The 26,313-nt window shown below is 71.0% G+C and carries 24 protein-coding genes; 21 read left to right on the top strand and 3 right to left on the bottom strand.

Features of this window, described 5'->3' with window-relative positions:
- Window positions 1–96: 96 nt before the first annotated feature.
- From ACGFIQ_RS11135 to rho, 4 genes are all read left to right on the top strand, one after another.
- Window positions 97–918 carry a polysaccharide deacetylase family protein gene (locus ACGFIQ_RS11135; RefSeq protein WP_393242587.1) on the top strand — a complete coding sequence of 274 codons (822 nt, stop codon included), beginning with the start codon at window positions 97–99 and terminating at the stop codon, window positions 916–918.
- 11 nt (window positions 919–929) lie between these two features.
- A complete protein-coding gene (locus ACGFIQ_RS11130; protein WP_393242585.1) occupies window positions 930–2,174 on the top strand; it encodes an MFS transporter in 1,245 nt (414 codons plus the stop codon).
- 68 nt (window positions 2,175–2,242) lie between these two features.
- The gene (gene thrB / locus ACGFIQ_RS11125) at window positions 2,243–3,187 is read left to right on the top strand and encodes a homoserine kinase (RefSeq protein ID WP_393242583.1); all 945 of its coding nucleotides are present in this window, start codon (window positions 2,243–2,245) and stop codon (window positions 3,185–3,187) included.
- 298 nt (window positions 3,188–3,485) lie between these two features.
- Entirely contained in the window at window positions 3,486–5,579 is a 2,094-nt protein-coding gene (rho, locus tag ACGFIQ_RS11120) for a transcription termination factor Rho (RefSeq protein WP_393242581.1), read from the top strand.
- A gap of 76 nt (window positions 5,580–5,655) precedes the next feature.
- Here rho and ACGFIQ_RS11115 read toward each other — a convergent pair whose 3' ends face one another.
- Window positions 5,656–6,552 (bottom strand): AAA family ATPase, encoded by an 897-nt coding sequence (locus ACGFIQ_RS11115; RefSeq protein WP_393242579.1) that lies wholly within the window; start codon window positions 6,550–6,552, stop codon window positions 5,656–5,658.
- Between the two features lie 326 nt (window positions 6,553–6,878).
- Here ACGFIQ_RS11115 and rpmE point away from each other — a divergent pair, with 326 nt between their 5' ends.
- Together rpmE and prfA are read left to right on the top strand one after the other, a co-directional pair.
- Entirely contained in the window at window positions 6,879–7,103 is a 225-nt protein-coding gene (gene rpmE / locus ACGFIQ_RS11110) for a 50S ribosomal protein L31 (RefSeq protein ID WP_007464546.1), read from the top strand.
- A gap of 133 nt (window positions 7,104–7,236) precedes the next feature.
- A complete protein-coding gene (gene prfA, locus ACGFIQ_RS11105; protein WP_393242577.1) occupies window positions 7,237–8,325 on the top strand; it encodes a peptide chain release factor 1 in 1,089 nt (362 codons plus the stop codon).
- Between the two features lie 54 nt (window positions 8,326–8,379).
- Here the strand turns inward: prfA and ACGFIQ_RS11100 are convergent, their stop codons facing one another.
- Window positions 8,380–9,924, bottom strand: a complete 1,545-nt coding sequence (locus tag ACGFIQ_RS11100) for a diguanylate cyclase domain-containing protein (protein WP_393242575.1) — start codon at window positions 9,922–9,924, stop codon at window positions 8,380–8,382.
- A gap of 75 nt (window positions 9,925–9,999) precedes the next feature.
- Between ACGFIQ_RS11100 and prmC the strand changes: the two genes are divergently transcribed.
- The 4 genes from prmC (at window position 10,000) to ACGFIQ_RS11080 (ending at window position 14,427) form a co-directional block, all read left to right on the top strand.
- The gene (prmC, locus tag ACGFIQ_RS11095; RefSeq protein WP_393242573.1) at window positions 10,000–10,947 is read left to right on the top strand and encodes a peptide chain release factor N(5)-glutamine methyltransferase; all 948 of its coding nucleotides are present in this window, start codon (window positions 10,000–10,002) and stop codon (window positions 10,945–10,947) included.
- Complete coding sequence (locus ACGFIQ_RS11090; protein WP_204945979.1) at window positions 10,947–11,594, top strand: L-threonylcarbamoyladenylate synthase; 648 nt, start codon at window positions 10,947–10,949, stop codon at window positions 11,592–11,594. The genes prmC and ACGFIQ_RS11090 overlap by 1 nt, the downstream gene beginning before the upstream one ends.
- A complete protein-coding gene (locus ACGFIQ_RS11085; protein ID WP_393242571.1) occupies window positions 11,595–12,206 on the top strand; it encodes a phosphotyrosine protein phosphatase in 612 nt (203 codons plus the stop codon).
- 106 nt (window positions 12,207–12,312) lie between these two features.
- A complete protein-coding gene (locus ACGFIQ_RS11080) occupies window positions 12,313–14,427 on the top strand; it encodes a transglycosylase domain-containing protein (protein ID WP_393242569.1) in 2,115 nt (704 codons plus the stop codon).
- Window positions 14,428–14,618: 191 nt separating this feature from the next.
- Here the strand turns inward: ACGFIQ_RS11080 and ACGFIQ_RS11075 are convergent, their stop codons facing one another.
- A complete protein-coding gene (locus ACGFIQ_RS11075; RefSeq protein WP_393242567.1) occupies window positions 14,619–16,082 on the bottom strand; it encodes an SDR family oxidoreductase in 1,464 nt (487 codons plus the stop codon).
- A 35-nt stretch (window positions 16,083–16,117) separates the two neighbouring features.
- On the opposite strand from ACGFIQ_RS11075, the gene glyA reads away from it, so the two are divergent.
- The 11 genes from glyA (at window position 16,118) to ACGFIQ_RS11020 (ending at window position 26,281) form a co-directional block, all read left to right on the top strand.
- On the top strand, window positions 16,118–17,407 hold the full coding sequence (gene glyA / locus ACGFIQ_RS11070; RefSeq protein WP_393242565.1) for a serine hydroxymethyltransferase: 1,290 nt from the start codon (window positions 16,118–16,120) through the stop codon (window positions 17,405–17,407).
- Complete coding sequence (locus tag ACGFIQ_RS11065) at window positions 17,400–17,825, top strand: hypothetical protein (protein ID WP_393242563.1); 426 nt, start codon at window positions 17,400–17,402, stop codon at window positions 17,823–17,825. The genes glyA and ACGFIQ_RS11065 overlap by 8 nt, the downstream gene beginning before the upstream one ends.
- A gap of 181 nt (window positions 17,826–18,006) precedes the next feature.
- On the top strand, window positions 18,007–18,243 hold the full coding sequence (locus tag ACGFIQ_RS11060) for a hypothetical protein (RefSeq protein ID WP_393242562.1): 237 nt from the start codon (window positions 18,007–18,009) through the stop codon (window positions 18,241–18,243).
- Window positions 18,244–18,254: 11 nt separating this feature from the next.
- On the top strand, window positions 18,255–19,052 hold the full coding sequence (gene atpB / locus ACGFIQ_RS11055) for a F0F1 ATP synthase subunit A (protein ID WP_393242560.1): 798 nt from the start codon (window positions 18,255–18,257) through the stop codon (window positions 19,050–19,052).
- Window positions 19,053–19,115: 63 nt separating this feature from the next.
- Window positions 19,116–19,358 (top strand): ATP synthase F0 subunit C, encoded by a 243-nt coding sequence (locus ACGFIQ_RS11050; RefSeq protein WP_357246371.1) that lies wholly within the window; start codon window positions 19,116–19,118, stop codon window positions 19,356–19,358.
- A 26-nt stretch (window positions 19,359–19,384) separates the two neighbouring features.
- Window positions 19,385–19,924 (top strand): F0F1 ATP synthase subunit B, encoded by a 540-nt coding sequence (locus ACGFIQ_RS11045; RefSeq protein WP_357373834.1) that lies wholly within the window; start codon window positions 19,385–19,387, stop codon window positions 19,922–19,924.
- Complete coding sequence (locus ACGFIQ_RS11040) at window positions 19,924–20,745, top strand: F0F1 ATP synthase subunit delta (RefSeq protein ID WP_393242559.1); 822 nt, start codon at window positions 19,924–19,926, stop codon at window positions 20,743–20,745. Before ACGFIQ_RS11045 ends, ACGFIQ_RS11040 begins: the two co-directional genes overlap by 1 nt.
- A 143-nt stretch (window positions 20,746–20,888) precedes the next feature.
- Complete coding sequence (gene atpA / locus ACGFIQ_RS11035; RefSeq protein WP_393242557.1) at window positions 20,889–22,541, top strand: F0F1 ATP synthase subunit alpha; 1,653 nt, start codon at window positions 20,889–20,891, stop codon at window positions 22,539–22,541.
- A gap of 4 nt (window positions 22,542–22,545) precedes the next feature.
- Window positions 22,546–23,475, top strand: coding sequence for a F0F1 ATP synthase subunit gamma (locus ACGFIQ_RS11030; RefSeq protein WP_393242555.1), 930 nt, complete (start codon window positions 22,546–22,548; stop codon window positions 23,473–23,475).
- Window positions 23,475–24,911, top strand: coding sequence for a F0F1 ATP synthase subunit beta (gene atpD / locus ACGFIQ_RS11025; RefSeq protein ID WP_393242553.1), 1,437 nt, complete (start codon window positions 23,475–23,477; stop codon window positions 24,909–24,911). The genes ACGFIQ_RS11030 and atpD overlap by 1 nt, the downstream gene beginning before the upstream one ends.
- Before the next feature lie 224 nt (window positions 24,912–25,135).
- Window positions 25,136–26,281, top strand: coding sequence for an LCP family protein (locus tag ACGFIQ_RS11020; protein ID WP_393243180.1), 1,146 nt, complete (start codon window positions 25,136–25,138; stop codon window positions 26,279–26,281).
- The last annotated feature ends 32 nt before the right edge of the window (window positions 26,282–26,313 follow it).

Here is a 26,313-nt window from a genome sequence, read left to right as displayed (position 1 = left end):
GACACTCCGATGGGAGAATCCGGACCTGCACTTTGCGTCACATCTTGCATACTCCTAGTGGTCTGTTGGATGTGCTGTGCGGAGTGGGGCGGACGGATGAGCGAGGGCGCGCGCGGCTGGTCCCGGCGCGACCTGCTGCGCCGGAGCACCCTGGTGGTGGGCGGCGTGGCCGTCGGCGTGGGGGCAGCCGAGGCGTGGCGGAGCACCCGTCGGCGGTTGCCGCTCGCCGGAGGCCCGGCCAGCGCCACGCTCGGCAACGGGCGGGGAGTCGACTCCGGTGAGGTGGCGGTCATCTGGTCGGTGCCGACCGGGCAACGGCTTGTGGCACTCACCTTCGACGACGGCCCGGCGCCACAGTGGACCCCGATGGTCCTGGACGCCCTGGCCCAGCACCGGGTGCCGGCCACCTTCTTCCTGGTCGGGGCACAGGCCAAGCGGCACGCCGACGTCGTCCGCGGTCGGCTCGCCGACCACGAGGTGGGCAACCACAGCTGGAGACACCGCGATCTGGCCCAGATGGACGCCGCCGAGGTGTACGACGACCTGAGCCGCAGCCACGACGCGATCGTCGACGCGACCGGAAGCGCACCCCAACTGGTCCGCCCGCCGTACGGTCACCTGGGTGGGGCGGTGCTGCACGCCGCGGCGCGGCTCGACTATCGACTGGTGCTCTGGTCGTTACAGATGGTGGAGCGCGAGTTTCCGGACGACCCGGCCGGCCATGCCCGGCGGATCACGACCGAGGTCCGGCCGGGGACGATCGTGCTCGGGCACGACGTCGGTGACCGGCGACGTCTGGTCGCGCTCCGCGGCCTGCCGGACATGATCAACGGGCTGCGGGCGCGGGGTTTCACGTTCGTCACCGTCTCCGCGCTGCTCGCAGCGGGTGCGCGGCCGACACCCTCACCGGCCCGGTAGGGTCCCGCTCCGTGGCGTCCACCCTCTCGGTCCTGACCGGCAATCGAAGCTTCCGCAATCTCTTCCTGGCCGAACTGGTGGTCTTCGGCGCCGACTGGTTCGTCATGGTGCCGCTGCTGGTGCTGCTGCCGCAGCTGACCGGCAGCGGGGTCTGGGGCGCGCTGGTGTTGGCGGTGGACACCGGCATCGTGGCGCTGCTGCTGCCGTACACCGGCACCATCGCCGACCGCGTCGACCGCCGGAAGATCATGATCGGCGCCAACGTGGCCACCCTGGTGGGTGTGTTGTTGCTGCTCGGCGTGCGCAGCGCCGGAACGGCGTGGCTGGCGCTTGTCGCGATCGGGGTGGTCGCGGTGGCCAAGGCGTTCTACTCGCCGGCCGCCCAGGCCGCGCTGCCCAACGTGCTGGAGCCGCACGAGTTGGCCGCCGGCAACGCCGTGGCCGGCTCGGCCTGGGGCACCATGACCGTGGTCGGTGCCTCGCTCGGCGGCGTCCTCAGCACCGCTGCCGGCCCGTACGCCTGCTTCTGGGTGGCGGCGGTGGGCCTGGTGCTGGCCGCGGCCCTCGCCACGCGGATCCGCCGGCCGTTGCAGGCACCACGCGACACCGACCTGCCGCCCCAGCGGACCTGGGCCGCGGTCCGCGAGGCGCTCGGCTACATCGGTCACCGCCCCCGGGTGCTCGCGCTGGTCACGGTGAAGTCGGCGGTGGGCCTGGGCAACGGCGTGCTTACCGTGTTTCCGTTGCTGGCCGGCGTGTACGGCGTCGGCTCGCTCGGCGCCGGCCTGCTCTTCGCGGTGCGCGGCGCCGGGGCGCTGGTGGGGCCGATCCTGATGCGCCGGGTGCTCACCAGGCGGGCGTGGCTGCTGCCGGGGCTCGCGCTGTCGATGTCGCTCTACGGGCTGTCCTATCTGGGCGCATCGGTGGCGCGTTGGTTTCCGCTGGTGCTGCTGCTGGTCTTCGTGGCGCACTTCGCCGGCGGCAGCAACTGGGTGATGTCGAACTTCGCCCTCCAGGGCGAGGTTCCGGACCGCCTGCGGGGGCGTGTCTTCGCCACCGACATGATGCTCGCGACGTTGGCGATCTCGGTGAGTCAGCTGGCGGTGGCCCTGGTGGTGGACGTGGTGGACGAACGGGTGGTGCTCGCCGGCTGCGGGTTGATCACCCTCGTGTACGCGGTTGGCTGGCGGATCGCCACCCGCCGGCTCACGCTCAGCGATCCGGCTGCGGAGCAGGTGCCGAGCCCGGCCGGCTGAGTCTGTCGATCCCCGGGCCGCGGGCAGCCGACCTCGACCGAGGACCTTGACACACCTAGCATGAGCGCGTGCCGACGAACTTCACCGCCGGGCCGGTCCGTGTCCGGGTCCCCGCGACCAGCGCCAACCTGGGTCCGGGCTTCGACGCGTTGGGTCTCGCCCTCGGGCTCTACGACGACGTGGCCGCCGAGGTCGCGTCGGGCGGGGTCCGGGTGACGGTGAGCGGGCAGGGCGCCGGTGAGCTGCCGGCCGACGACCGACACCTGGTGGTGCGGGCCATGCGGGCCGCGTTCGACGTGCTCGGCGCCCACCCCGAGGGCCTGCGCGTGGAGTGCGTCAACCGGATCCCCCAGGCGCGCGGTCTGGGCTCCTCGTCCGCCGCGATCGTCGCCGGGGTGCTACTGGCCCGTGCCCTGGTCACCGACGGGGAGCACCGGCTGGACGACCCGGCCGCGCTCCGGCTGGCCGCCGAGATCGAGGGGCATCCCGACAACGTCGCACCGTGCCTGCTCGGCGGCTTCACGGTGGCCTGGTCCGAGCCGGAGGGCGCGCGGGCGGTCTCCCTGCCGGTCGCGGACGGGGTCCGGCCCACCGTTTTCGTTCCGGCGGAGCACGGGCTGACCGCGGTCGCGCGGGCCGCGTTGCCGGCCACCGTGCCGCATCAGGACGCCGCGTTGACCGCGGGGCGGGCGGCGCTGCTGGTGCACGCGCTCACCGCCGACCCGACCCTGTTGCTGCCGGCGACCGTCGACCGGCTCCACCAGGACTACCGCGCACCCGGGATGCCGGGCACATCGTCCCTGGTCAGAGCGTTGCGAGCGGCGGATGTGGCGGCTGTGGTCAGTGGTGCCGGGCCGACCGTGCTGGCGTTCAGCGAGCCTCCGGCGGGCTTCCCGGTGGGAACAGACTGGCAGATTTGGCAGTTACCGATAGACGTCAGCGGTGCGCGGGTTGCTCGGGGTAGACTGGGACACGCCGAGCGGGACCCTGTTGCCGCAGGTCGGAAGAGTTGATTACGCTCTAGACCTAGCACAGCCGCGAAGCACGCGATCTCCTGCGAGGCGGCGCACCCCCGAAGCTCTCGGCGGTCAGCCCGTCACACCCCTGCCAAAGGCCACGCCGCACCGCAGATTCCACAGGTCGCCGCAGACGGCGAGACCTGCTCACCGACGCTGGTGAGTCGGGATACCGACCGGCTGCTGTGTCACAGACTCCCGCGACGCGTCCTTGCGAGGCGGGTGCACCGAGGCCGCCCGGCCACCTGAGCTCCGACTCCGGGCAGTCCCGGCCTTTATCGAGGGAAGGAATCCATTGAGCGACACCACCGACGTGACGTCGGATGTTTCCAACGTCGCTGGCGATGCCACCGCCGCCGCTCCCGCCCGTCGGCGGCGTAGCGGCACCGGTCTGTCGGCGATGCTGCTGCCAGAGCTGCAGAGCCTGGCTGCGTCGCTCGGCATCTCCGGCACGGCTCGCATGCGCAAGGGCGAGCTGATCGCCGCGATCTCCGAGCGGCAGGGCGGCAACGCCGCCGGGACCCCTCGACCGCGGGCCGAGGTCGCGGCCGCGGCCGCCCCGACCCGCGAGGGGGTGCGTGCCGAGGTGCGGGAGACCGCCGACCGGCCGGCAGCCGAAGGGCGTAGCGCCGAGCCGGCGCCCGCCGAGCCGGCCGCCGAGACCGAGGGCCGCACTCGCACCCGGCGGAGCCGGACCGCGGCAGCGGAGACCCGTCCGACCGAGACGCGTCCCGCTGAGGCACGTCCGACCGAGGCACGTCCGACCGAGGTCCGTACCGAAGAGGCGCGTACCGAAGAGGCTGGCGCCGGCGAGCGGACCGACCGCGGCGAGAATCGCCGCGACCGGGCCGAGCGTCCGGAGCGTGCCGAGCGGGGCGAGCGCAACGACCGGGGCGAGCGTACCGAGCGGGGCGAGCGCAACGACCGGGGCGAGCGTGCCGAGCGGGGCGAGCGCAACGACCGGGGCGACCGCGCCGACCGGGGCGAGCGCAACGACCGCGCGGAGCGTTCCGACCGGGGCGAACGTGCCGAGCGCAACGATCGTCCGGAGCGCAACGACCGCGCTGACCGCAACGACCGCAACGACCGTGGTCAGCGTGTCGAGCGGGACAGCGACGGCGACGACGAGGAGGGCGGCGGCCGGCGCGGTCGGCGCAGCCGCTTCCGGGACCGTCGCCGCGGGCGCGGCGAGCGCACCGAGACCGGTGCCGACACCGGCGGCCGTGAGCCGCAGGTCAGCGAGGACGACGTGCTCGTCCCGGTGGCCGGCATCATCGACGTGCTCGACAACTACGCCTTCGTCCGGACCACCGGCTACCTGGCCGGCCCGAACGACGTGTACGTCTCGATGTCCCAGATCAAGAAGTACGGCCTGCGCCGCGGTGACGCGATCACCGGTGCGGTGCGGGCGGCCCGCGAGGGCGGCAACAGCGGCGACCAGCGGCGCGACAAGTACAACCCGCTGATGCGGCTGGACACCATCAACGGGATGGAGCCGGAGGAGGCGCGGCGCCGGCCGGAGTTCTACAAGCTCACCCCGCTCTACCCGCAGGAGCGCCTGCGCCTGGAGACCGAGCCGCACATCCTGACCACCCGGGTCATCGACCTGGTCATGCCGATCGGCAAGGGCCAGCGGGCACTCATCCAGTCACCGCCGAAGGCGGGTAAGACGATGGTGCTGCAGGCGATCGCGAACGCGATCACCCGCAACAACCCGGAGTGCCACCTCATGGTGGTGCTCGTGGACGAGCGGCCCGAAGAGGTCACCGACATGCAGCGGTCGATCAAGGGCGAGGTCATCGCGGCCACGTTCGACCGTCCGCCGCAGGACCACACCACCGTGGCCGAGCTGGCCATCGAGCGGGCCAAGCGCCTGGTCGAGCTTGGCCACGACGTGGTCGTGCTGCTCGACTCGGTGACCCGGCTGGGTCGGTCGTACAACCTGGCCGCTCCGGCCAGCGGTCGGATCATGTCGGGTGGTATCGACTCCACGGCGCTCTACCCGCCGAAGCGCTTCCTCGGCGCGGCCCGCAACATCGAGAACGGCGGGTCGCTGACCATCATCGCCACGGCGCTGGTGGAGACCGGGTCCATGGCGGACACGGTCATCTTCGAGGAGTTCAAGGGCACCGGCAACGCGGAGCTGAAGCTGGACCGGAAGATCGCCGACAAGCGGACCTTCCCGGCCATCGACATCAACCCGTCCGGTACGCGTAAGGAAGAGGTCCTGCTCGCACCCGAAGAGCTGGCCATCATCCACAAGCTCCGGAAGGTGCTGCACTCGCTGGACTCGCAGGCGGCGATGGATCTCCTGCTGGACCGGCTCAAGCAGTCCCGCACCAACATCGAGTTCCTGATGCAGATCGCGAAGTCGACGCCGGGGGAGTAACAGGTCCCGGGTGACCGACGACGAAGGGGCACGGCCGTCCGGGCCGTGCCCCTTCGTCGTACCCGAGAGGCCGCCCTCAGAAGTCGCCGTCGGCCACCTGGAAGACGGTGAGGCCGAGCTCTCGCCACATCTGGACCACCTGGACCCGGTCGTCGAAGACACCGACGACCCGGAACCGGTCCCGGATCTCCCGGTCGTAGATCTCCCGCTTCACGACCGAGTCCTTCCGGGAGTCGCCGACGGCACGCAGGTGCAGGCCGAGGTACGGGATCCGCACGTGCCGGGCCAGCCACGCCTCGGTGGCCGGGCGGGCGGAGGCGTCCCGCCCGGAGCAGAAGACCACCCCGTACCCGGCGGCGTGCATCGCCCGGACCGCCGCGATCACCGCCGTGTTCGGCTGGTCCTCGCCCACCCGCGTCATGTCGTACGGGCTGCGGGAGACGGCCAGCGCGACGGTGCCGTCGATGTCCACCAGGACGATCTCCGGTGGCTCACTCGACGGCGTGTGCACGGCGGCGGGGCTTCCGGTGCGGGCCTGCGGCACCGGCAGCGGCAGTGCGCGCCCCTTCAGGTAACGCTCGTGCAGCCGGAGGATCGCGTCCGCACCTACCTGCTCGGCGGACGGACGCGCGGCGTCGCGCCGGAGGCACTCGTCCAGCGGCACGTCGGTGAAGTCGTGCACCTCGAAATCAGCACCGTGCCGGGCGGCCAGGTCGGCCCAGCCCCGCAGCGTCCGCCCGCGCAGGTTGGTGTCGTCCACGCAGACGTCCGCCCGGGCCCGCAGCAGGGCCTCGACCTGGGCCCGCTGGACGACTGTCACCTGCGCCTCGGCCCACTGGGTGAAGAGCCGCTCGCCGTGCAACATCCGGCGCAGGTCGTCCCGGTTGACCCGGAGGACGGACGGCTGGAGCGTACGGGCGAAGGTCGTCTTGCCCGAGGCGGGCAGTCCTCGGGTGGCGATCAGTCGGGTCATCGGCGCCCCTCCGGGTCGGTGCGTCTTGCGGACGTGTCGGGCGAGTCGACACGTCCGGAACGCGCACTGTTGCGCGTACCCCCGGTGGGGCACGTGGCGGCGGTCCGCCGGGTGGGCGAATGCCCCGCCGGGCGGTGGGAATGCGGAGGGGGGAGCACGTGTTGACGATGCCGGACGAGGTGTGCGGCCCGATTACCGGGTCGGCTCAGGCCCATGGCACACTGGTCAATCGGCCACCGGTTCCGGTTCACGCCCGAGCCCGTCGTGTACGGCGCGACGAGTGTTGACGGCGACCCGGCGACCACCAACGAGAGGACCGAGGCGAGATGAAGGCAAACATCCACCCGGAGTACGTGACCACCGAGGTCAGCTGCTCCTGTGGCAACACGTTCACGACCCGCAGCACCGCCAAGGGCGGGGCGATCCACGTCGAGACCTGCAGCGCCTGCCACCCGTTCTACACCGGTAAGCAGCGCGTTCTCGACACCGCCGGCCGGGTCGCGAAGTTCCAGCAGAAGTACGCCAAGGTTCAGGCCAAGAAGGCCAAGTAACTCCTCGTTCGGCGCCCGCGTCCGGTTTTCCACCGGGCGCGGGCGCCGTCCGCGTTGTGCCCTGTTTCGCACCCGGCGGTCGGCCTTCGGCCCGACCATGCCGGCGTCACACCGTCGAAGGAGCATCCGCAGCATGAGCAGCGAGCGTCTGGCCGGCCTCCTCGACGAGTACGCCGAGTTGGAGAAGCGGTTGGCCGATCCGGCCATCCACGCCGACCAGGCCACCGCGCGCAGGGTGGGTCGCCGGTACGCGGCGCTGGTGCCGCTGCACAAAGCCGCCGACGAGTTGGAGCAGGCCCGTGCCGACCTGGCCGCGGCCCGTGAGTTGGCCGCCGAGGACCCGTCCTTCGCGGCCGAGACCGAGGCGATCGCGGCGTCCCTGCCGATGCTGGAGGAGCGCCTCGCCGAGTTGCTCATCCCGCGTGACCCGCACGACGCCAAGGACGTGATCGTCGAGATCAAGGCCGGTGAGGGTGGTGAGGAGTCGGCGCTCTTCGCCGCTGACCTGCTGCGGATGTACACCCGGTACGCCGAGCGGCACGGCTGGATCACCGAGGTGATCGACGCACAGGACTCCGACCTCGGCGGGGTCAAGGACGTCTCGCTGTCGATCAAGACCAAGGGTGTGCCGGAGGGTGGCAACGGCGTCTGGTCCCGACTCAAGTGGGAGGGCGGCGTGCACCGGGTGCAGCGGGTCCCGGTCACCGAGTCGCAGGGCCGCATCCACACCAGCGCCGCCGGGGTGCTGGTGCTGCCCGAGGCCGAGGACGTCGACGTCACCATCGACGCCAACGACCTGCGGATCGACGTGTTCCGGTCGTCCGGCCCGGGTGGTCAGTCGGTGAACACCACGGACTCGGCGGTGCGGATCACCCACCTGCCGACCGGCATCGTCGTCTCCTGCCAGAACGAGAAGTCCCAGTTGCAGAACCGGGAGCAGGCGATGCGGATCCTGCGGGCCCGGCTGCTCGCCGCCGCCCAGGAGCAGGCCGACGCCGCCGCCTCGGACGCCCGGAAGGCGCAGGTGCGCACCGTGGACCGTTCGGAGCGGATCCGCACCTACAACTTCCCGCAGAACCGGATCAGCGACCACCGGATCGGCTACACGGCGTACAACCTGGATCTGGCACTCGCCGGCGACCTGGACGGGGTGCTGGACGCGCTCGCCGAGGCCGACCGCGCGGCCCGGCTGGCCGGCGACACCGAACTGACCCGCCGCTGACGGCACCCGGCGGCCATCCGGCCGGACGCGCCGCCGTGGGCGGCGCGCGGGCGATCAGCTCGCGCGGGGGCGGGACTTGGCGCGGAGCATCTCCCGGTCGGCCTGCTCGAAGGCGACGCTGAGCGCGTCCCGCAGCCCGCCGCCGGAGACCTCCGCGAAGCCGATGCTCACCCCCACCGGGGTCCCCGGCACCAGCGACTCCCAGTCTTCGAGTCGGACGGCGGCCTCGATCCGGCGGGCCACCTCGGCGGCCTCGGTCATGCCGGTGTCCGGCAGCACCACCACGAACTCGTCACCGCCGTAGCGGGCCACGAAGTCGCCCCGGCGCATCACCCGGTTGATCACCCCGGAGATGCGTTGCAGCACGAGGTCACCGGAGTGGTGCCCGTGACGGGTGTTGACCGCCTTGAAGCCGTCCAGATCGCACACACCGATCACCACCCGCTCGCCCCGCCTGACCACGGCGGTGATGTAGCGCTCCAGCCGGCGTCGGTTGGGCAGCCCGGTGAGCGGGTCGGTCAACGCCTCGCCCTCGAACCGTGCCGCCTCGCGGCGCATCTCCTCGTGGTCGATCCGGGCGGCGATGCCGTCGATGTAGACGTCACGCAGCCGATCGTTGCGCTGGGCGGCGAGCCGGAACGCCAGCCGGTCGGCCCGGTGCGCCGCCGGGTGGTCTCCGGCACAGGCCAGCGCGATGCTGCGCAGACGGGCCGGCTCGGCCGCCCCGAGCGTCTCGTTGGACACGTGGATGGTGTCCAGTCGGGTGACCGCCTCGATCGGCCGCCCGTCGGCGACGGCGAGGCACACCTGCCCGAGCTGACGCATGTCACGGGCGCGGGCGCTGTCCCCACCGTGGCTGATCAGGCGGGCCGGCTCGGTCTTCCGGTCGGTCTCCAGTTGGTCGCCGAGCGCGGCCTGCCGGGCCGCCGCGTAGCCGTACGCGGCGAGGCTGCTCGGGCGTAGCCGTCCGGCCCGCCCGGAGCGGACGAAGCGGGCCAGGTCGGCGGCCACGTCCCGGAGCACCCGCAGGCAGCCGTCGCTGTCGCCGTTGTGGTCCAGTGCCACGGCGTTGCGCAGCCGGATGCCCGGCGCGGCGAACGTCTCCTCGGGGATCCCGGCGGTGAGCCCGAGTTGCCGGGCCCGCTCGATGGCCCCCAGGGCGTACCCGTGGAAGCTGAGGTAGCTGTACGCCATCGCCAGGTCGTGCCAACCCCAGGCGGTGTCCCGGTCCGGGTCCTCGACGGCGCCCAGCGCCCGGGCGGCTCGGACGAGGTGTGTGACGCAACGGTCCAGTGCGCCCTGGTGGTGTGCGGCGAGGGCGGCGAGTGCGTTGAGGTGCCCGTGCAGGTACGGCTCGGCGAGATCACGGACGGCCGCCGACGCCTCCTCGATGGCCCGGGTGTACTCCGCCGTCCGACCGAGATTGATCAGCGCGGAGAGGCGCTGCACCATCGCGTCCGCCCGCGCCGCCGGGTCGTTCGTGGTGCGGATCACACGCTCCAGCAGCACGTACGACTCCGCGGAGCGGCTGGCCTCCTGCAACGCGCGGGCGCGCGTGAGGGCATCAACCTGGTCATCGACCCGGTCGAGCCAGCCCACCCGCCAACCTCCTGTCGTGTGCGCCGTCCCGCGCACCCGTTGGTCGCGCCGCCCGCGACGCATCATGATTATCGCGTGACCACTCTGCCGCAACACCCCCCCGAAGGGACAGGTCCCGTCCGCCCGTCGGCCGCGGTGGCCCGAGCGGCCCGCGCGCTCGCCGCCGCCGGGGTCGGCTCGGCCCGGGTGGAGGCCGAGGTGCTGGCGGCGTACGTGCTGGGGGTGCCCCGCGGTCGGCTGGCGCTCGCCGACGACCTCAGCGGCGACCAGGTGGCGCGGCTCGACGGCCTGACACGTCGGCGTGCCGCGCGCGAGCCGTTGCAGCACCTGACCGGCCGGGCCGGGTTCCGGCACCTCGAACTGTCGGTCGGCCCGGGTGTCTTCGTGCCCCGGCCGGAGACCGAGTTGTTGGCCGGCTGGGGCATCGAGCAGGCCCGGGGGCGGGTCGACCCGGTGGTGGTCGACCTCTGCAGCGGCTCGGGCGCGATCGCGCTGGCGGTGGCGCAGGAGGTGCCGGGTGCGCGGGTGATCGCGGTGGAGCGGTCCCCGCAGGCGCTGGCCTGGCTGCGGCGCAACGCGGCGGAGCGGGCCGGGGCCGGGGACCGGCCGATCGAGGTGGTCGAGGCCGACGTGACCGCGCCGGACCTGCTGGCGGCTCTGGTGGGCTCGGTGGACGTGCTGCTCTGCAACCCGCCGTACGTGCCCGACGACGTCGTGGTCCCGCCGGAGGTGGCCGGGCACGACCCCGCCGAGGCGGTCTTCGGCGGCGCGGACGGCCTGGCGGTGATCCGTCCGGTCGTCGGCCGGGCGGCGGTGCTGCTGCGCGCGGGCGGCGTCTTCGGGGTCGAGCACGACGACACCCACGGCGCGGCGGTCCCCGGCCTGCTGGCCGAGGACTGCGGATTCACCGCCGTCACGGCACATCTGGACCTCACCGGACGCCCCCGTTACGCCACCGCGTCCCGACGGGCGGACGGCCAGCACGCCCCGCTCGGGGCGGCGTGGCAGACTGACTCCTCGTGATGCTCTACGACTGCCGGTCGCCCGCCGATCGGGACCGCGGCATCGCTGCGGCGATCGAGGCGGTCAAGAACGGCGAGCTTGTCGTCCTCCCCACCGACACCGTCTACGGGATCGGCGCGGACGCGTTCACCCCGTACGCGGTCAAGGCCCTGCTGGATGCCAAGGGCCGGGGTCGGCAGATGCCGCCGCCGGTGCTGATCGGCTCGCGGCACACCCTGGACGGGTTGGTCTTCTCGCTGCCCACCGCCGCCCGGGACCTGGTGGAGGCGTTCTGGCCGGGTGCGCTGACGATCGTGGTCGAGCACTCGCCGAGCCTGCAGTGGGATCTGGGCGACAAGACGGGCACGGTGGCGGTGCGGATGCCGCTGCACCCGGTGGCCCTGGAGGTGCTGCGCGAGACCGGCCCGATGGCGGTCTCGTCGGCCAACAAGACCGGCCAGCCCGCCGCGGTGACCGCCGAGGAGGCACGGGACCAGCTCAGCTACTCGGTGCGGGCCTACCTGGAGGCCGGGCCGTGCCCGGACCCGGTGCCCAGCACGATCGTGGATCTGACCGGTGAGGTGCCGCAACTGCTGCGGGCCGGTGCGATCCCGTTGGAGAAGCTGCGCGACGTCGTGCCGGACCTCGTCGACGGCCGGGGGGTCTGAGTGCCCCCGTTCACGGTCCTGCACGTCTGCATGGGCAACATCTGTCGCTCTCCGATGGCGGAGCGGCTGCTCGCCCTCGCGGTGCGGGAGCGGTTGACCCGGCGTGCGCAGGATCCGACCCAGGCCGACGGGCTGGTGCACAGCCACAGCGCCGGCACGGGTGGTTGGCACGCGGGTGAGGAGATGAACCCGCCGGCGGCCCGGCAGGTCACCGGCCGTGGTGGGGACGTGGAGGGGTTCGCCGCGCGCAAGCTGCGCTCGGACCACATCGACGCCGCCGACCTGGTCCTGACCGCCACTGCCGACCAGCAGGAGTACGTGGTGGCGCTGCGACCGGACGCGGCGGCCCGCACGTTCGTCCTGGGCGAGTTCGGCCGGCTGCTGGCCGCGGTGGACGCCGCCGCGTTGCCGCCGGGCGACGCGACCCCGGAGGCCGTGTACGCCCGGGGTGTGGCCCTGGTGGCCGCCGCTCACGATGCCCGGGTGGGCGCCTCGACGCTGCCGACGGACGATCTGGACGACCCGTGGGGTCGTGGTGACCAGTGCTTCAGCCGGGTCGCCGACGAGATCGAGGAGACGGTCCACCCGCTGGCCGGCGCGCTGCTGCCCTGAGCGCGGTGCGAGTTTCCTCCGGGTTTGGGGAAAACCCGGGGCGAAAGGGGCGTTGCGGGTCATTCTGAACGGGTCCTAGCGTGACCGGCTCCTGCGGGGAGAGCTGATGATCCGGGCCCATTTCCACAAACTGCTGACCGTGGTGATCGCCGGCGTACTCGCCGGGTTGGTCCTGGCCGCGGCCGCCCTGCCGGCGGCGCTGGTGTTCGGGATCGGCTTCAGTGCCCTGTCCACGCCGTACTCGGAGCTGCCGAACACGCTCCGCACGCCGCCCACCGCCCAGCGCTCCAACCTCTACGCCAACGACGGCACCACCCTGATCACCTCCTTCTACCAGGAGGACCGGGTGGACGTGCCGCTGCACGAGGTGGCCCCGGTGATGCGCCAGGCGATCGTGGCCGCCGAGGACGTCCGGTTCTACAAGCACAGCGGTGTGGACCTGCGGGGCGTGGTACGCGCGTTCACCGTCAACCGGCGCGACGGCCAGACCCGGCAGGGCGCCTCCACGCTGACCATGCAGTACGTCCGCAACGTGCTCAGCAGCGACCCCCGGCTGACCGAGGCGCAGCGCGTGGCGGCCACCGAGGTCACCACCGCCCGCAAACTCCAGGAGATGCGGTACGCGCTCGCGTTGGAGCGCGAACTCGACAAGGAGGAGATCCTCACCCGCTACCTCAACATCGCCTACTTCGGCGCCGGGGCGTACGGCATCGCGGCGGCCAGCAAGCGCTACTTCTCCCGGTCTCCGGCCGAGCTGACCCTGGCCCAGGCGGCACTGCTGGCCGGTCTGGTCCGCTCGCCGGACAGCGACGACCCGATCAACGGCGACGCCGACAGCGCGCTGGCGCGGCGGTCGTACGTGTTGGAGCGGCTGGTGGAGTCGGGGCAGGTGCCGGCGGACGCGGCGGCGGCGGCGCGGGCCGAGCCACTGCAGCTACGGCCCAGCGAGACCCCCAACGACTGCACCGCGGTTCCCGAGACACACAACGACTGGGGGTTCTTCTGCGACTGGTTCACCCGCTGGTGGAGCAGCCAGTCCGCGTTCGGGGCGACGGCCGACGAGCGGCAGCGGGCGCTGCGCCGGGGCGGCTTCTCCATCGTGTCGTCGCTGGACCCCGGGGTGCAGCGGGCCACCACCGAGCAGGTGCTCAAGATCTATCAGCCGAGCGATGCCGAGACGGTGCCGACCGTGGTGGTGCAACCGGGCACCGGGCGGGTGCTGGCGATGTCGGTGAACCGCGCCTACAGCGTGCGGGACAACCCGGTCGGGCAGAAGAACCGCCCCAACACCGTCAACCAGTTGATCGCCGGTGGCGGTGCGATCGAGGGGTACCAGGGCGGTTCGACGTTCAAGCTCTTCACCATGCTGGCCGCGCTGGAGGCGGGCCTGCCGCTGTCGACCGACTTCGTGGCCCCCACCCGGTTGCTCACCCGCTTCCCGGTGACCGGGGAGGCGAGCTGTGACGGCCACTGGTGCCCGGCGAACGCCAGCCCCTCCTCGATGGACGGCCCCCGCACCATGTGGAGCGCGTTCGGCCGGTCGGTGAACACGTACTTCGCCTGGCTCACCGAGAAGGTCGGCGCCGACCGGGTGGTGGAGATGGCCGAGCGACTCGGCATCGTGCTCCGGGCCGACGCCGACGCCCGACTGGCCCGCTACGGCGCGAAGGACTGGGGTCCGTTCACCCTGGGCGTGGCCGCGACGACGCCGCTGGACCTGGCCACCGCGTACGCCACGGTGGCGGCCGAGGGGATCCGGTGCGCGCCGCTGCCGGTGGTGTCGATCACCGACTCGGGCGGCCGACCGGTCGACGCCGCCAAGCCGGACTGCCGACAGGTGCTCGACGCCGACGTGGCGCGGGCGGCCACCGACGCGGCCCGCTGCCCGGTCGGCGACCAGTCGATGTACGGGCGTTGCGACGGTGCCACCGCACCCGGCCTGCGGGCGCGACTCGGCCGACCGGTGGCGGGCAAGACCGGCAGCTCGGAACGGTACGAGACGGAGACGGTCGTGGCGTTCACACCGCAACTCGCGGTCGCCTCGATGGCGGCGAACCCGGACGACCCCCGGGACGCGGTCGGTCAGGCCGTGCAGGCCCGAATGGTGGACGCGGTAGGCGAGGTGCTAGCCACTGCCCTGCGCGACCAACCGATCCGCGACTTCGTCCCCCCCAGCGAACGCACGGCCTACCAGGTAACCGAAGCCCGCACCGGCAACTGACTCGACAGCGAACCGTACGTAAGAGGCGACAGGGACCACCCTCCACCGTTCCCTTTGCTCTGCACCCGCGGATGCGACGGCTACGTTCCGTGGTCGGTGCATATCGGGGTGCAGAGCAAAGGGGTCAGGGGTGGGGGTGGCTGCCGTGCCCCTTCGCCGCGCGGCAGGGACCAACCCGACCCGACTGCCGATCAGGGAGTTTGTTCGGCGTTGCGGGCTATGTTGCGGGCCATTCCGCCGAAGACCAGCGCGTGGAAGGGAGCTACCGAGCCCCAGTAGGCGTGGCCGGCCAGGCCGCGGGGCAGGAAGACCGCGCGTTGCTGGTAGCGGCTGCGGCCACCCTCGGCCGGCAGCACCCGCATCTCCAGCCAGGCTCGGCCGGGCAGCCGCATCTCGGCGCGCAGGCGCAGCAGCTCGCCGGGGACGATCTCCTCGACCCGCCAGAAGTCCAGCGCCTCACCGACCTGGAGGCGGTGCGGGTCCCGTCGGCCTCGACGCAGCCCGACCCCGCCGACCAGGCGGTCCAGCCAGCCGCGCACCGACCAGGCGAGCGGGAACGAGTACCAGCCGTGTTCGCCGCCGACCCCCTCGATGACCCGCCAGAGCGCGGCGGCCGGCGCGTCCACAGTTCTTTCCCGGACGTCGGTGTAGGCGGTGCCGCCGGACCAGCCCGGGTCGCTGGGCAGTGGCTCGGCGGGCGCGTCCGGGCCGCTCGCGGTCGACCAGCGGGTCTCCACCTGGGCGTCCCGGACCTTGGCGAGCGCCAGCGCCACCGCGTCGTCGAAGCCGGTCAGCCCGCCGGACGGGTCGGGAACGTACCGGACGATGTCGTGTTCGTGGGCGACCGCCTCGTGGACCAGGCTCTCCACCAGGGGGCGGGCGATCGCGTTCGGCACCGGGGTGATCAGGCCGACCCAGTGTGCGGACAGCGACGGGGTGAGCGGGCGGACCGGCACGATGATCCGCCGGCGCAGCCCGGCAACCCGGGCGTAGCGCTGCATCATCTCGCGGAAGGTCAGCACGTCCGGGCCGGCGATGTCGAAGCCCCGGTTGACATCCGGCGGCAGGTCGACGCAGCCGGCCAGGTAGCGCAGCACGTCGCGGACCGCGATGGGTTGGATCCGGTTGCGCACCCAACGGGGGGTGACCATGGCGGGCAGCCGCTCGGTGAGGTACCGCAGCATCTCGAACGACGCCGAGCCGGAGCCGATGATCACCGCGGCCCGGAGCACCGCCGTGGGCACACCGCTGGTCAGCAGGATCCGGCCCACCTCGGCGCGGGACCGCAGGTGCGGGGAGGGGACCTCCGCGTCGGACGCCGGCTCCGGCCCACCCAGGTAGACGATCCGGCGTATGCCGGCCGCGCGGGCCGCCGCCGCGAAGTTCGTCGCCGCCGCCCGGTCGGCCGCCTCGAAGTCGGGCCGGCCGAGCGAGTGCACCAGGAAGTACGCGACGTCCACGTCGGCGAAGGCGGCGGGCAACGTGTCCGGCCGGCTCAGGTCCCCCTCGACGATCTGGGCCGCCGAGGCCCAGGGCACATCGCGCAGCCGGACCGCCTTGCGGGCCAGGCACCGCACGGTGTGACCCTCGGCGAGCAGCAGCGGCGTCAACCGCCCGCCGATGTATCCGGTGGCCCCGGTGACCAGGCATCTCACAGGTCCCAGTGTGCGGCCCCCTAGACTCGTTCGCTGTGGAGACCGAGACGAGCACCTTCTGGGGGCCGGATTTCGCCCAGCTCAGGGCCACCGACCCGGAGATCGCCGGGGTGGTCCTCGGCGAGCTGGACCGGTTGCGGGGTGGCCTGCAGCTCATCGCCAGCGAAAATCTGACCTCGCCGGCGGTGCTTGCCGCGCTCGGGTCGACGCTCACCAACAAGTACGCCGAGGGTTACCCCGGCCGGCGCTACTACGGCGGCTGCGCCGAGGTGGACCGGGCCGAGGAGATCGGCATCGCCCGGGCCAAGGAGCTCTTCGGGGCCGAGCACGCCAACCTCCAGCCGCACTCCGGGGCGAGCGCCAACCTGGCCGCGTACGCCGCGTTGGTGCAGCCGGGGGACACGGTGCTGGCGATGGACCTGCCGCACGGTGGGCACCTCACCCACGGCAGTCGGGTGAACTTCTCCGGCAAGTGGTTCCACCCGGTCGGTTACCCGGTCCGCCCGGACACCGAGCTGGTCGACTACGACGAGGTACGCGATCTGGCGCGGACGCACCGACCCAAGCTGATCATCTGTGGCGCGACCGCGTACCCCCGTCTGATCGACTTCGCCCGGTTCCGGGAGATCGCCGACGAGGTGGGGGCGTACCTGATGGTGGACGCCGCGCACTTCATCGGCCTGGTCGCCGGCCGGGCGATCCCGTCCCCGGTGCCCTACGCGGACGTCGTCTGCGCCACCACCCACAAGGTGTTGCGCGGCCCGCACGGCGGCATGATCCTCTGCCGGGAGTCGCTGGCCCAGCGGATCGACAAGGCGGTCTTCCCGTTCACCCAGGGTGGCCCGCTGATGCACGCCGTCGCGGCCAAGGCGGTCGCGCTGCGCGAGGCCGCCCAGCCCGAGTTCCAGACGTACGCCAAGCAGGTGGTCAGCAACGCCCAGGCGCTCGCGGCCGGGCTGGCCGACGAGGGGATGCGCCCGGTGTCCGGTGGCACGGACACCCACCTGGCCCTGATCGACCTGCGGGAGGTGGGGGTGACCGGCGCGGAGGCCGAGCGACGCTGCGACGCCGCGTCGATCACCCTGAACAAGAACGCCATCCCGTACGACCCGCAGCCGCCGATGGTGGCCTCCGGCCTGCGGGTGGGCACCCCGAGCGTGACCACCCAGGGCATGCGGGAGGGGGAGCTGCGCCAGGTGGCGACGCTGATCGCCCGTGCGGTGCGCACCGATCCCGCCGCTGCGGGCGGGGCCGACGAGTTGACCCGGATCGGTGCCGAGGTGGCCGAGCTGGTCGCGGCGTTCCCGGCGTACCCCCGTGGCTGAGCCCGGGGTGGCCGAGCCCGGCACCGACCGGCGGTGGCGGTTGCGACACCTGCCGGTGTTGCTGGCGGCGTCGGCGGCGCTGGCCGTGGTGGCCGCAGTGGTGGGCGGGGTGACAGGTGGTGCGACGGCCGCGCTCGGCGCGGCGGCCGGCGTGGGCGTCACGGTGTTCAGCTACACGCTCACCACCGTGGTGTTGGCCCGGGCCGACCAGGTCAACCCGCAGTTGCTGTTGCCGCTCGGCCTGGGCCTGTACGTGCTGAAGTTCAGCCTTCTGGGTGCGGTGCTGGTGGCGGTGGCGTCGACCGGTTGGGCCGGTTTGGTCCCTCTTTGCCTTGGCATCGTCGCCGGGGTGGCAGTGTGGACAGCGGTGCACCTCTGGTGGCTGACCACGGTGCACGCTCGCCGGTCGCGCGGCTGACCCGGCGGTCGTCCCAACCAGCGGACGCGCCGCAATGTGTCGGCCTCCGGTCATTTTCCGACGGGCGGAAGGGGAGTAGCGTGCCCACAGACGACGGCGCCCACGAGAAGCCCACACAACGATGGTTGTGCGGGGGGTGAGGCACAGCCTCGTCTTCCCGGCTGATATCGTTCGCCCCGTCATGGCTGATGACCAAACCCCCCGTCCCCCCGGTCGACCGGACGATTATCCGTCCGGTGCCGGTCAGGGCTGGACCGCACTTAGCTACCTCATCGGAGGCATGCTCGTGTGGGGTTTCATCGGCTGGCTGGTCGACCAGTGGCTCGACACCGGTGGCGTTGCCACCGGGATCGGCTTCGTGCTCGGCATGGCCGGGGGAGTCATCCTGGTCATCCGCCGACTCGGCACGCCTACTTAGGAAGGGACGCGGTGTTCGGACAGGCGAATGTCCTGGCAGCTGGCCAGGCAGAATTCCCACCTAGCAAGGAGGATTTCTACCTGCCCAGCATCCTGCCCTGGGGTGCGCACGACTCGTACTGGGTCACCAAGTTCACGTTGATGGTCTGGATCGCGGTCGGCGTTCTGATCATCTTCTTCCTGGCGACCTACCGGAACCCGAAGCTGGTGCCGACCAAGAAGCAGTGGTTCGCCGAGTCGATCTACGGCTTCGTGCGCAACAACATCTCGGTCGACATGATCGGTCACCAGGGCGTGCGGTTCGCTCCGTACTTCACGACGCTGTTCTGCTTCGTGCTGGTGACCAACGCGTTCGCGATCATCCCGTTCTTCCAGATCTCGCCGAACTCGCACATCGCCTTCCCGGCGATCCTCGCGGTGATCAGCTACGTGCTGTTCAACTACATCGGCATCCGGCACCACGGCTTCGTCAAATACTTCAAGCACGCCCTGATCCCGCCGGCACCGTGGTACATCCTGCCGCTGCTGATCCCGATCGAGGCGTTCTCGACCTTCATCATCCGGCCTTTCTCGCTGGCCGTTCGTCTCTTCGCGAACATGTTCGCCGGCCACATGCTCCTGCTGGTCTTCACGCTCGGCGGCTTCGCGATGATCAACGCCAACGCCTGGCTGGCACCGATCTCGGTGGTGTCCTGGGTGATGACCGTGGCGCTGACCCTTCTCGAAGCGCTGGTCATCGTCCTACAGGCATACGTCTTCACGGTGCTGAGCGCCAGCTACATCCAGGGCGCGCTCGCCGAAGAGCACTGATCCACGCACCATCCGTTGTCGTCCCGCGTGAGAGACACGCGTGATAACCAGGAGGAACCACTAATGGATTACGTCGCCGCCGCAGAAGGTGTCGTTGGCAGCACCGCAGCCATCGGCTACGGCCTCGCGGCCATCGGCCCGGGCATCGGCGTTGGTCTGGTCTTCGCCGCCTACATCCAGTCGACCGCCCGCCAGCCCGAGTCGTCGCGGATGACCCTGCCGTACGTCTGGATCGGCTTCGCCGTCATCGAGGCGCTCGCGCTGTTCGGCATCGCCTTCGGCTTCATCTGGCAGGGAGAGCTCTAATCCGCTCGTCGACCGGGAGGTCACCTATGTACTTCCTCGCCGCTGAGGGTGGTGAGTCAGACCACAACCCGATCATCCCCATTCCCGAGGAGATCGTGGTCGGCGTTGTCGCCTTCGCCGTGCTCTGCTTCGTACTGATCAAGTTCGTCTTCCCCCGTATGGAGCAGACGTTCCAGGCCCGCGTCGACGCGATCGAGGGCGGCATCAAGCGCGCCGAGGCCGCCCAGGCCGAGGCGAACCAGCTGCTCGAGCAGTACCGTGCCCAGCTCGCTGAGGCCCGCACCGACGCCGCCAAGATCCGTGACGACGCGCGGGCCGACGCCGAGGGGATCCGGCAGGACATCCTCGCCAAGGCGCGGGAAGAGTCCGACCGGGTCATCCAGGCGGGTAAGGACGCGCTCGCCGCCGAGCGGGCCACCATCGTGCGTGAGCTGCGTGCCGAGGTAGGCACCATCGCGGTGGACCTGGCCAGCAAGATCGTGGGCGAGTCGCTGGCCGACGAGGCGCGACGCAAGGGCACCGTCGACCGGTTCCTGAGCGGCCTTGAGAGCACGGGGGCCCGCTGATGCAGGCCGCCAGCCGGGAGTCGTACAAGGTCGCGGCCGAGCGCCTCGACGCGTACGTCCGCGGCGCGGAGCCGTCGGCGGTGGCCTCCACCGCCGACGCCATCCTCTCCGTGGCGACCCTGCTGCGGCGTGAGCCGCGGCTGCGCCGGGCGCTCTCCGAGCCGTCCCGGTCCGGTGAGGACCGCGGCGCCCTGCTCGGCGACATGCTGGGCGGGCGGATCGGCGCCGACGCGCTCGACCTGCTCGTGGCGTTGGTCTCCGGCCGCTGGTCGGCACCGTCGGAGTTGCTCGACGGCGCCGAGCGCCTCGGCGTGGAGGCGCTGCTCGCCAGCGCCGACTCCGCCGGCGAGCTGGGCGAGGTCGAGGACGAGCTGTTCCGCTTCGGCCAGGTCGTGGCCGGTCAGTCGGCGCTGAGCAACACGCTGGCCGACCCGGTCGCCCCGGTCGAGCAGCGGGCCACCCTGGCCCGCGAACTGCTCGCCGACAAGGCCCGCCCGGTCACCGTCCGCCTCGTCGAGGTGGCGCTCGGCGGGTTCGGGGGGCGCTCCTTCACCGGCGCGCTGACCCGGCTGGTGGAACTCGCCGCCGAGCGACGCGACCGGCAGGTGGCGTACGTGACCGTCGCGGCCCCGTTGAGTGACGCGGACGAGCGTCGGCTGGGCGCGAGCCTCACCGCGATATACGGTCGAGAGGTGTCCGTCAAGCAGACGGTCGACCCCGCCGTCCTGGGTGGCGTCAGCGTCCGGGTCGGCTCCGACCTGTACGACGGCACCATCCTGCGCCGCCTCAACGAGACCCGCAACGCGCTCGCGAAGCGCTGAACGGCTCGCCGTCCAGCGGCTGAGCGGCATCGCCGCCCAGCATCGGGGCGGCGGCTCCGCCGCCCAGCGCCCGGATTGACAGACGCCATTCGGACCGGTTGGTACTAGGTATCCCGGGCCCCTGAATTTTAAGGAAGCAGAGGATGGCCGAGCTGACCATCTCGACGGAGGAGATCCGCGGCGCCCTGGAGCGCTACGTCTCTTCCTACTCGTCCGACGTCTCCCGCGAGGAGGTCGGCACCGTCGCCGACACCGGTGACGGCATCGCCCACGTCGAGGGCCTGCCCTCGACCATGACCAACGAGCTCCTGGAGTTCGAGGACGGCACGCTCGGCGTGGCGTTGAACCTCGACGTCCGGGAGATCGGTGTCGTCGTTCTCGGTGACTCCGCCAAGTTGGAGGAGGGGCAGCGCGTCAAGCGCACCGAGCGGGTTCTCTCCGTTCCGGTCGGCGATGCCTTCCTCGGCCGCGTGGTCGACGCGCTCGGCAAGCCGATCGACGGGCTCGGCGACATCGCCAACGAGGGCTTCCGCGAGCTGGAGCTGCAGGCTCCGAACGTGATGTCCCGCCAGTCGGTGTTCGAGCCGCTGCAGACCGGCATCAAGGCCATCGACGCGATGACCCCGATCGGTCGGGGCCAGCGGCAGCTGATCATCGGTGACCGTAAGACCGGTAAGACCACTGTCGCCCTGGACGCGATCCTCAACCAGCGGGACAACTGGCGCACCGGCGACCCGAAGAAGCAGGTCCGCTGCATCTACGTCGCCATCGGTCAGAAGGCCTCCACGATCGCCTCGATCAAGGGCCAGCTGGAAGAGGCCGGCGCGATGGAGTACACGACCATCGTGGCCTCCCCGGCGTCCGACCCGGCCGGCTTCAAGTACCTGGCCCCGTACACCGGCTCGTCCATCGGGCAGCACTGGATGTACGGCGGCAAGCACGTCCTGATCGTCTTCGACGACCTGAGCAAGCAGGCCGAGGCGTACCGCGCCGTGTCGCTGCTGCTGCGTCGCCCGCCGGGCCGTGAGGCGTACCCGGGTGACGTCTTCTACCTGCACTCCCGCCTGCTGGAGCGCTGCGCGAAGCTCTCCGACGAGCTGGGTGGCGGCTCGATGACCGGTCTGCCGATCATCGAGACGAAGGCCAACGACATCTCGGCCTTCATCCCGACCAACGTCATCTCGATCACCGACGGCCAGATCTTCCTGGAGACGGACCTGTTCAACCAGGGCGTCCGTCCGGCGATCAACGTTGGCACCTCGGTCTCCCGGGTCGGCGGCGCCGCGCAGGTGAAGCCGATGCGCAAGGTCGCCGGTTCGCTGCGGCTCAACCTCGCCCAGTACCGCGAGCTGGAGGCGTTCGCCGCCTTCGCCTCCGACCTGGACCGGGCCTCCCGGGCCCAGCTCGACCGCGGTGTACGCCTCGTCGAGCTGCTCAAGCAGCCGAACTACTCGCCGTTCCCGGTCGAGCAGGAGGTCGTCTCGGTCTGGGCCGGTGTCGAGGGCAAGCTCGACGACATCCCGGTGGGCGAGGTTCGTCGTTTCGAGGCGGAGTTCCTCCAGTACCTGCGGCACAAGCACCAGGGTGTGCTGGACGGGATCGCCGACAACCAGTGGGGCGACGACATCGTCGGCTCGCTGGACGCGGCGATCAGCGAGTTCAAGCAGGTCTTCCTCAACAAGGACGACGAGCGCAAGGTCAACGACGCGCCGGCCGCACCGCTTGAGGGCGACGAGAACCGCGAGACGGTGACCCGCTTCCGCGACAGCGCGGCCGACCGCCCGGCCGAGAGCTGATCTGATGGCCGCCCAGGTACGCGTTCTTCGTCAACGGATCCGCTCGGCGAAGTCGATGAAGAAGATCACCAAGGCGATGGAGCTCGTGGCGACGAGCCGGATCGCCAAGGCTCAGGCCCGGGTGCAGGCGTCCCTGCCGTACGCCCAGGCCATCACCGGTGTGCTCACGGCGCTGGCGTCCAACGCTCGGATCGACCACCCGCTGCTCACCCCGCGCGAGCGGGTGCGGCGGGCGGGCGTCCTGCTGGTCACCAGTGACCGTGGTCTGGCCGGCGGCTACAGCTCCAACGCGATCAGGATGGCGGAGTCGCTGATCGCGCGGCTCAAGGCGGACGGCAAGGAGCCGGTGCTCTACGTGATCGGGCGTAAGGGCGTCGGGTTCTACCGGTTCCGCAACCGGCCGATCGAGGCGAACTGGACGGGCTTCAGTGAGCAGCCGTCGTTCGAGGACGCCCGTACCGTCGGTGAGACGCTGATCAAGGCGTTCACGTCCGGTGCGGACGACGCCGACGGCAGCGCCGGGGCGGACGGGGTGCTCGGCGTCGACGAGTTGCACATCGTCTACACCGAGTTCCACTCGCTGATGACGCAGAACCCGGTTACCAAGATCATTGGTCCGATGCAGGTGGAGGACCGGCCCAGCTCCGAGGGGCTGCTGCCGGCGTACGAGTTCGAGCCGGAGGCGGAGGCGCTGCTCGACGCGCTCCTGCCGAGGTACATCAACACGCGGATCTACGCGGCGTTGATCGAGTCGGCGGCGAGTGAGTCGGCGGCACGGCGGCGGGCGATGAAGAGCGCCACCGACAACGCCGAAGAGATGATCGAGAAGTACACGCGCGAGATGAACTCGGCTCGCCAGGCCGGGATCACCCAGGAGATCAGCGAGATCGTCGGCGGCGCCAACGCGCTGGCCGCGTCGGGAAGTGAAGTGTGATGACTGCACCAGTAGAGACCAAGACGGCCACGGGTCGCGTGGTCCGGGTCATCGGCCCGGTCGTCGACGCCGAATTCCCGCGCGACGCCATGCCGCCCCTGTTCAACGCCCTCAACGTCACGGTGAACCTGTCCGGCGGTGAGAAGACGCTGACCCTGGAGGTCGCCCAGCACCTGGGTGACAACCTGGTCCGTGCCATCTCGATGCAGCCGACCGACGGTCTGGTCCGTGGCGCCGAGGTGCGCGACCGCGGTGAGCCGATCACGGTGCCGGTGGGCGACGCGGTCAAGGGCAAGGTGTTCAACGCGATCGGCGAGGTGCTCAACCTCAAAGAGGGCGAGACGTTCGAGGCCGACGACCGGTGGGGCATCCACCGCAAGGCCCCGGCCTTCGCGGACCTGGAGCCGAAGACCGAGATGCTGGAGACCGGCATCAAGGTCATCGACCTGCTCGCCCCGTACGTCAAGGGCGGCAAGATCGGCCTGTTCGGCGGCGCGGGTGTGGGCAAGACGGTGCTCATCCAGGAGATGATCACCCGGGTTGCCCGCAACTTCGGTGGTACCTCGGTGTTCGCCGGCGTGGGTGAGCGCACCCGTGAGGGCAACGACCTCATCGCCGAGATGACCGAGTCCGGCGTCATCGACAAGACCGCGCTCGTCTACGGCCAGATGGACGAGCCGCCGGGCACCCGACTGCGGGTCGCCCTCTCCGCGCTGACCATGGCGGAGTACTTCCGGGACGTGAAGAAGCAGGAGGTGCTGCTCTTCATCGACAACATCTTCCGCTTCACGCAGGCCGGTTCGGAGGTGTCCACCCTGCTCGGCCGGATGCCGAGCGCCGTGGGTTACCAGCCGACCCTGGCCGACGAGATGGGCGAGCTCCAGGAGCGGATCACCTCCGTCCGGGGCCAGGCCATCACCTCCATGCAGGCGATCTACGTGCCGGCGGACGACTACACCGACCCCGCCCCGGCCACCACGTTCGCCCACCTGGACGCGACCACCAACCTGGAGCGGTCGATCTCCGACAAGGGCATCTACCCGGCGGTCGACCCGCTGGCGTCCTCGTCCCGGATCCTCGCCCCGGAGTTCGTCGGCGCCGAGCACTTCCAGGTCGCCACCGAGGTGAAGCGGATCCTGCAGCGCTACCGCGACCTGCAGGACATCATCGCCATCCTCGGCATCGAGGAGCTCTCCGAGGAAGACAAGATCACCGTGGCGCGGGCCCGGCGGATCGAGCGCTTCCTCTCGCAGAACACCTACGCGGCGGAGCAGTTCACCGGCGTACCGGGCTCGACGGTCCCGATCAAGGAGACCATCGAGGCGTTCCGGAAGATCAGCGAGGGTGAGTACGATCACTTCCCCGAGCAGGCGTTCTTCATGTGCGGCGGTCTCGAGGACCTGGAGCGCAAGGCTGAGGAGCTGATGAAGGGCTGATGAGGCCTCGATTCGACCTGTAACAAAAAGACTGCCCCGGCAATGCCGGGGCAGTCTTTTGTTCACCTTCGCGCCTTACCATCGTCGCGGTCCGTTACTCGGGGTCGTTCGTTGCGCGTCACCCGAGATACGGTCGATCCGCACGCTCACCCGACGAGCGTTGATCTTTGCAACCTTTCGACGACGTGCGCCCGTCTTCCCTCGTGTGGGCGTAACGAACGGAGCTGCTCGTGGGTAAGGCCGGCAAGCGTGGCCGCAGGTCGTCCGTCTGGCGGGGCGTCCCGCGCTGGGCCAGGATCTGCACGGTGTTCGGCACCGTGCTGGTCGTGCTCAGCGGAGCGGTGCTGGTCGGCGCGGAGGTCCTGATGGCCCGCTACGAGGGCGCCGTCGGCAAGGCTGACCTGTTCGGCGACCAGGCGGCCGGCGCCCAGCCGAAGAAGAGCGACATCAAGGGCCCACTCAACATCCTGCTGGTCGGCATCGACCCGCGTACGCCGACGGCCGCGCCGTTGGCCGACTCGATCATGGTGCTGCACGTGCCGACATCGATGGACCGGGCCTACCTGTTCTCCCTGCCGCGCGACCTCTACGTGCCGATCCCGGCGTTCAAGAGGGCCGACTTTCCCGGCGAGACCACGAAGATCAACGCTGCCATGTCGTTCGGCAGCAAGGTGCCGGGGGCCAACCCCGACGCGGCGCGTGGCTTCGAGCTGCTGGCCACCACCGTGCAGAACGTGACAGGCATCAAGCGGTTCGACGCTGGCGCCATCATCAACTTCTCCGGTTTCCAGAAGATCGTCGACGCGATGGGCGGCGTCGACATGTACATCGAGCGCGACGTCAAGTCCGAGCACAAGCAGCCGGACGGCAAGCCGCGGCCGGGCAAGACGTACGGCGAGGGTTACGTCGGCCCGCAGGCGGTCTACAAGAAGGGCAACCAACACCTCAGCGGGTGGCAGGCCCTGGACTACGTCCGGCAGCGCTACCCGAAGAACGGTGTCCCGGACTCCGACTACGGCCGGCAGCGCCACCAGCAGCAGTTCGTCAAGGCCATGGTCGGCCAGGCGTTCAGCGCCGACGTGGTGGCCAACCCGATCAAGTTGGACAAGGTGCTTCGCGCCGCCGGCCAGTCGCTGATCTTCAACGGTCGGGGCAGCAGCGTTGTCGACTTCGGGCTCGCCCTGAAGGACATCCGCCCCAACACCATCCAAATGATCAAGCTCGCCGGTGGTGAACTCACGAACAACAGGGGCGTCTATCTCGGCGAGCAGTTCCAGCCGGCCGTTGCGGACTTCTTCACCGCCCTGCACAACGAGCAGCTCGATCCGTTCCTGCTGGAGCATCCGGACTTCGTCAACAAGACCAAGTAGTCCTGACGCGGTTCTCGCCACCCGCGTTGGGA

Source organism: Micromonospora sp. NPDC048898 (assembly GCF_043198035.1).
Taxonomy (GTDB): Bacteria; Actinomycetota; Actinomycetes; order Mycobacteriales; family Micromonosporaceae; genus Micromonospora.
The sequence above is the reverse complement of the archived record's forward strand: the minus strand, read 5'-3'. Positions and strand labels throughout refer to the sequence as shown.

Excerpts from the sequence above, each read along its gene's own strand:
- ACGFIQ_RS11080 (WP_393242569.1), top strand. The coding sequence starts at position 12,313 with ATGATCCGGGCCCATTTCCACAAACTGCTGACCGTGGTGATCGCCGGC.
- ACGFIQ_RS11050 (WP_357246371.1), top strand. The coding sequence starts at position 19,116 with ATGGATTACGTCGCCGCCGCAGAAGGTGTCGTTGGCAGCACCGCAGCC.
- rpmE (WP_007464546.1), top strand. The coding sequence starts at position 6,879 with ATGAAGGCAAACATCCACCCGGAGTACGTGACCACCGAGGTCAGCTGC.
- atpA (WP_393242557.1), top strand. The coding sequence starts at position 20,889 with ATGGCCGAGCTGACCATCTCGACGGAGGAGATCCGCGGCGCCCTGGAG.
- ACGFIQ_RS11045 (WP_357373834.1), top strand. The coding sequence starts at position 19,385 with ATGTACTTCCTCGCCGCTGAGGGTGGTGAGTCAGACCACAACCCGATC.
- ACGFIQ_RS11060 (WP_393242562.1), top strand. The coding sequence starts at position 18,007 with ATGGCTGATGACCAAACCCCCCGTCCCCCCGGTCGACCGGACGATTAT.
- ACGFIQ_RS11040 (WP_393242559.1), top strand. The coding sequence starts at position 19,924 with ATGCAGGCCGCCAGCCGGGAGTCGTACAAGGTCGCGGCCGAGCGCCTC.
- ACGFIQ_RS11135 (WP_393242587.1), top strand. The coding sequence starts at position 97 with ATGAGCGAGGGCGCGCGCGGCTGGTCCCGGCGCGACCTGCTGCGCCGG.
- ACGFIQ_RS11115 (WP_393242579.1), bottom strand. The coding sequence starts at position 6,552 with ATGACCCGACTGATCGCCACCCGAGGACTGCCCGCCTCGGGCAAGACG.
- ACGFIQ_RS11090 (WP_204945979.1), top strand. The coding sequence starts at position 10,947 with ATGCTCTACGACTGCCGGTCGCCCGCCGATCGGGACCGCGGCATCGCT.
- prfA (WP_393242577.1), top strand. The coding sequence starts at position 7,237 with ATGAGCAGCGAGCGTCTGGCCGGCCTCCTCGACGAGTACGCCGAGTTG.
- ACGFIQ_RS11030 (WP_393242555.1), top strand. The coding sequence starts at position 22,546 with ATGGCCGCCCAGGTACGCGTTCTTCGTCAACGGATCCGCTCGGCGAAG.
- atpD (WP_393242553.1), top strand. The coding sequence starts at position 23,475 with ATGACTGCACCAGTAGAGACCAAGACGGCCACGGGTCGCGTGGTCCGG.